The following is a 5,461-nucleotide window of genomic DNA, read 5'->3' on the forward strand; positions in this document are numbered from 1 at the left end:
ATCAAGCCTCAGATAATGATGTTGAATTCAAATTCACGGAAGTCACGGGTGACTGCCTGTAAGGTTTGATGAACCTTGCGGCGCAAATTACGAATGAGATTTTCATCTACCGCTTTTGCTGCAGCTGGTTCAAGCGCCAGCGACCAGAGCCGTCGCAGCCAGCGGCTGGTGCCTTCAATACCACCGCTGCTCCATGGCCCACCCTGATCCCAGCGGGCAAAGAACATCAGGTAAGCACGCACCGTATCGGCTCCGTAGGCCGCCACCAGATTATCCGGCGAAACCACATTGCCGCGGCTCTTTGACATTTTTTCAGAATCCTCGCCCAACACCATACCCTGATTGCGCAACTGCAGCATGGGTTCGTTCCCTTTGGTGATTCCCATATCGCGGCAGGCTTTATGGAAGAAGCGCGTATAAATCAGGTGCATGGTAGCGTGTTCAATTCCACCCGTGTAGGTGTCAACCGGCATCCAGTAGTCATACTCTTTCGGATCAAAGGGACCTTCGTGATACCACGGGCTGAGGTAGCGCAGGTGATACCAGGATGAACACATAAAAGTGTCCATCGTGTCCGTTTCCCGTTCTGCCGTTCCACCGCATTGCGGGCAGGTCGTCAAACGCCAGGTGGGATGCAGTTTCAGCGGGCTTTCGCCGGTTGGTTTCCATTCCACATCCTCAGGGAGCAGCACCGGTAGTTGATCCTCTGGTACCGGTACGATCCCGCAGGTCGGGCAGTAGATCATCGGTATCGGGGCACCCCAGTAGCGTTGACGCGAGATCAGCCAATCGCGCAAGCGGTAATTGACGGCATACTTGCCTTTACCGTTTTGCTCCAACCAGCGGGTGACTTCGGCTTTGGCACGATCACCGGGCGTACCGCTGAATTCAGCCGAGTTGATCATCATCCCATACTCGGCATGGAACAGCACATCCCGGTAAAACTCCACGTTCCACAGCATTTCCATCAATGTGCGCGCAGAACGGACAGCGGGCTGCAATTCTTTGCAGCGCGCCAAAATGCGCGCCTCGGCCTCCGGCGATTCCCATTCCCAAAGACCGTTTTCGAAAATGAAGACCCAGCGCGACCCCACAATTTCGTTCCAGTAACCGCTGTTCAAGTATTCCTTGGCGATATTAAGATAGGAGTCAATCTGACCGGATTGCAGGGTCACAAAAACACCCCGCTCATTCTGCTCAAAGGCAATCCCGGCGCCGCTCAATACTTCCGCAAATCCGGCGCGCATGGAGGCGGCGGGCGCAAAGGATTTTGCCAGCCCGTCCGGTCGGGCAATGACCGGCAAAATGGGCAGGCCGTATTTGAGAGCAAACGCAAAATCCCGTTCATCATGCGCCGGCACGGCCATGATCGCACCGGTACCGTAGGTCATCAGCACATAATCGGCAATCCACACCGGAATACGCCGTCCGTTGACCGGGTTGACCGCATAACCACCGGTGAATACACCCGTTTTGTCCTTATCAGCCGCCTCGCGTTGAATATCGGACTGACGCAGCGTTTGTTGAACATAGGCCTCTACCGCAGGCCGCTGCTCATCCGAAGTCAGCTTGTCCACCAGTGGATGTTCCGGAGCCAGAACCATGAAGGTGGCTCCCCACAGGGTATCCGGCCGGGTGGTAAACACTTCCAGCAAGTCACCATCTTGGGTAGTGAAGTAAACCGCCGCGCCTTCAGAACGTCCGATCCAGTTGGTCTGCAGCGTGCGCACCCGCTCCGGCCAGTCAATTCCATCATAACGCAACAGCTCTTCAGCGTATTGGGTGGTTTTGAAGAACCACTGCTCCAGATTTTTCTTGATAACCGGAGTTCCGCAGCGTTCGCAGTGGCGGTCTTCGCCCCATACCTGTTCACGCGCCAGGGTCGTGTTGCAGTTGGGGCACCAGTCCACGGGTGACATTTTTCGGTATGCGAGCCCATTCTGATACAGCTTCAAGAAGAACCACTGCGTCCAGCGGTAATATTCCGGGTCGGAACTGATTGCCTCACGCCGCCAATCGAACATCGCGCCCATGCTGCGCAGCTGTCGGCGCATATTTTCGATGTTGCGGTAAGTCCACACTTTGGGGTGAATGTTGCGCTGAATGGCAGCATTTTCAGCCGGCAGTCCAAAGGCATCAAAACCAATGGGGAACAACACATTGTACCCCTGCATGCGCATAAAACGAGCGCGGGCATCCGAAGGGGTCATTGCATACCAGTGACCGATGTGCAAATCACCGGAAGGATAAGGAAGCATGGTCAGCGCGTAATGCTTCGGCCTGGAAGGGTCAACATTGGAATGATAGAGACCGTCCTGTTCCCAACGCTGCTGCCACTTACTCTCGATTTCTCCCGGATTGTACGCCGGTATGGGTGATGAGTTCATACCTCTCTCCTGTCTTTGATTAAGCAAAAATCCCTTCATCCAAGCAGGGACGAAGGGTTGCTCCGCGGTACCACCCTGATTGCCCGGAAAGAAATGTTCCCGGCCGCTCAGAACGCGCTAACGGGCGAACCCGGCAACGGCTACTGAAGTTCACCGCTGCGGCCTGCTCAACGAGCCGACAGGCGAGTTCAGCCTCAAGCGCTCCGTTTGCGCTGCGCCGGGCTCACACCAGTTCTCCCGACTCGCTGACGGATGGCTTACTACTCCTGCCATAGCCTTTCAAAAAACGAGCCGTGCCCAAATGCAACAACTCGTTTCTTGAGTGGACCCAGGGGGATTCGAACCCCCGGCCTTCTCAATGCCATTGAGACGCGCTCCCAACTGCGCTATGGGCCCATGCATAATTCTCGATTGTTAAGGAAAACCTGACTGCTTGCTGGGGGGCGCCCCCAGTGGACCTGAGGGGATTCGAACCCCTGACCTCTTCAGTGCGATTGAAGCGCGCTCCCAACTGCGCTACAGGCCCTTTTTTTCGAGGGTGTCTGAATTCTACCCGCAAGCCCTCAGTCTGTCAAGTTTAAATTTTTTCCGCACCCTGTCGCGATCCTCCTATCCCCCTTCAAAACCCAGCCCGCGCTCTTTGAGCGAAACATAATGCCGCCGCCCAATGACCAGATGGTCCAGCACCTGAATATCCAGCAGCCGCCCGGACTGCACAACCGCCCGCGTCAGGGCGATATCCTCCGGACTGGGAGTCGGATCGCCGCTGGGATGATTATGCACCACCAGAATAGAAGCGGCATTGCGGATGATGGCCGCACGGAACAATTCTCCCACCCGCACCGTTGAAGCATTGAGTGAACCCTGATATAACTTTTCAATGCTGATCACCCGGTTTCGGGTATCGGTCAAGATCACCCACAAATTTTCCTGCACCAGCCCGGCCATTTCATACATCACCAGATCAGCCGCATCTTTGGGAGAATGAATCGCGCGACGGTCATCCTCCTCCTCATCATCGTCATCCCGCAGACGTTTACCCAGCTCAATTGCAGCCTTGATTTGGGCTGCTTTGGCCTCTCCTACACCGTGCTGGGAACATACCTCCTGAAAGCTGGCGCGGCGAAGCCCATTCAACCCACCAAAAGTTTGCAGCAAACGCTGCCCCAGTTGCACCGCATTTTCCCCCGGCAGGCCGGTGCGCAACAAAATTGCCATTAATTCTGCTGTGGAAAGCGCATGAGCGCCAATTTCTGCCAATCGCTCACGCGGCCGTTCGCTGGCTTCTAAATCGGTAATGCGGTAATACGTTCCCTCTTCGCGTGTGTTCTTTCTGCGCTGGCTGAGCATTTTCCCTCCCGCTGGCGTCGTCAATGTATTTCGCAAATTACTATAGCCGATACCCAAAAAACCGGCAAGTTCTGGCGGGAAGGATTAAACCGCTCCCGTGCTATAATTTTTTCATTGGAGTTCAATTTATGGATACTGCCACGCTTGGGAATCTTGCTCTTGTTGCCGCTGCCTTCGCAGCTGCTTTTCTGGCCGCTCTCTGGCTTAGCCTGATTTTATGGACCTATCGGGATATCCGCAGCCGCAGCCGCGACCCGTTGATTCGTATTCTGGCTCTGCTGGTCGTAGGCGTGTTATTCCTGCCCGGGGTACTCATTTACCTCATTTTACGCCCTTCCCGCACTTTGGAAGAAGAATATCAACGCACCCTTGAAGAGGAGGCCTTATTGCAGAACATCGAGGATACGCCGGTCTGTCCCGGTTGTACCCGTCGCATCCAGCCGGATTGGCAAATCTGCCCGAATTGTCATACCCGCTTGAAAAAAATTTGTCATCACTGCGGAAAGTTAATGGAGCTTTCGTGGAATTTATGTCCGTACTGCGGCACACCTGCCCCGGGAATGCGCCGCGAAGCCGTCAGCATAGAGGATGCACTCCAGCACTTGCCTCTGGAAGAAATTGAGGAAAACCGTCCTGCATCCCCAAGCCTGTCAGGGGGAATGCCCTTTTCAGCCCCCAACGCGGAGGACGCCGAATTTCGCAAAGATAAAGAATAACCTCAATGCTGTATGGGGTTGATCCCCTTTATATGGAATTGTTTTGTCGGGGTCAAGGTATAATTTGATTATGCAAATTTATCCGCTGCAACCTGTTGATTATCTGGTAATTGGACATTTAACCCGTGACCTGACCCCGGAAGGGCCACGCTTAGGCGGAACTGCCGCCTATTCGGGATTGACTGCCCGCGCTCTCGGGCTGAAAGTAGGAGTGGTTACCGCCTGCGACCCGGATTTACCCCTTTTTGAACTTGAAGAGCTGGCCCTGGCAATTCGCTACAGCGACACAACCACAACATTCGAGAACATTCAAACACCTGCGGGAAGGATTCAGCACGTTTTTCACCCTGCCCCTTCTCTGGATTTAAGCATGGTGCCAGAGGTGTGGCGCAATACCCCCATTGTTCATCTTGGTCCGGTGCTGCAAGAGGTTGATCCAAAACTGGCGCGCGCCTTTCCCAATTCTTTTGTTGGGGTTACTCCTCAGGGCTGGTTGCGTGCTGCAAACCGTGATAACCGGGTCACTTTTACGGAATGGCCGGAGGCCCGCTATGTACTGGAGACCGTCAACGCTGCGGTTCTAAGCATGGAAGATGTGCAGGGTAATGAAGACTTAATTGAAGAAATGGTTTCTTCCATTCGCGTACTGGCGGTTACTGAAGGCGCCAGTGGCGCTCGGATTTACTGGAACGGCGACGTGCGTTATTTTCGCGCACCCGTCACCCAGGAGGTAGATCCAACCGGTGCAGGAGACATTTTTGCTACGGCTTTCTTTATACGCCTTTACCAGACCCGTGATCCATGGGAAGCCGCTCGTTTTGCCACCCAGCTGGCGGCTGCATCGGTAACCCGCCCCGGTTTGATGGCCATTCCCACCCCGGAAGAAGTCCGACAGAATTTGGTTGAAATCCTCCCTTGAGAAGTGAACATGGCCAAAATTTACACTTTTGTCAATCAAAAAGGTGGTGTCGGTAAAACGACTTCGGCAATTTCGCTGGCGGCTTTTCT

General features: G+C 54.4%; 5 protein-coding genes and 2 tRNA genes. 3 read left to right on the forward strand and 4 right to left on the reverse strand.

Annotation, left to right across the window (positions count from 1 at the left end; genetic code table 11):
• Positions 1–8 precede the first annotated feature (8 nt).
• The 4 genes from VAE48_RS11600 to radC all read right to left on the reverse strand — a co-directional run bounded on the left by VAE48_RS11600 (position 9) and on the right by radC (position 3,737).
• On the reverse strand, positions 9–2,387 hold the full coding sequence (locus VAE48_RS11600; protein WP_322793491.1) for a leucine--tRNA ligase: 2,379 nt from the start codon (positions 2,385–2,387) through the stop codon (positions 9–11).
• A gap of 323 nt (positions 2,388–2,710) precedes the next feature.
• A tRNA-Ala gene (locus tag VAE48_RS11605) sits at positions 2,711–2,783 on the reverse strand.
• A gap of 57 nt (positions 2,784–2,840) precedes the next feature.
• Positions 2,841–2,913: transfer RNA gene (locus VAE48_RS11610), tRNA-Ala, on the reverse strand.
• 83 nt (positions 2,914–2,996) lie between these two features.
• Entirely contained in the window at positions 2,997–3,737 is a 741-nt protein-coding gene (radC, locus tag VAE48_RS11615) for a RadC family protein (RefSeq protein WP_322793492.1), read from the reverse strand.
• Between the two features lie 128 nt (positions 3,738–3,865).
• On the opposite strand from radC, the gene VAE48_RS11620 reads away from it, so the two are divergent.
• The 3 genes from VAE48_RS11620 to VAE48_RS11630 form a co-directional block, all read left to right on the forward strand.
• Entirely contained in the window at positions 3,866–4,453 is a 588-nt protein-coding gene (locus VAE48_RS11620; RefSeq protein WP_322793493.1) for a zinc ribbon domain-containing protein, read from the forward strand.
• Positions 4,454–4,523: 70 nt separating this feature from the next.
• Positions 4,524–5,372 carry a PfkB family carbohydrate kinase gene (locus VAE48_RS11625; protein WP_322793494.1) on the forward strand — a complete coding sequence of 283 codons (849 nt, stop codon included), beginning with the start codon at positions 4,524–4,526 and terminating at the stop codon, positions 5,370–5,372.
• A gap of 9 nt (positions 5,373–5,381) precedes the next feature.
• On the forward strand, positions 5,382–5,461 hold an 80-nt coding region (locus tag VAE48_RS11630), incomplete at its 3' end, for a ParA family protein (protein WP_322793495.1).

It is taken from the genome of Bellilinea sp. (assembly GCF_034432615.1).
Classification (GTDB): Bacteria; Chloroflexota; Anaerolineae; order Anaerolineales; family Anaerolineaceae; genus Bellilinea.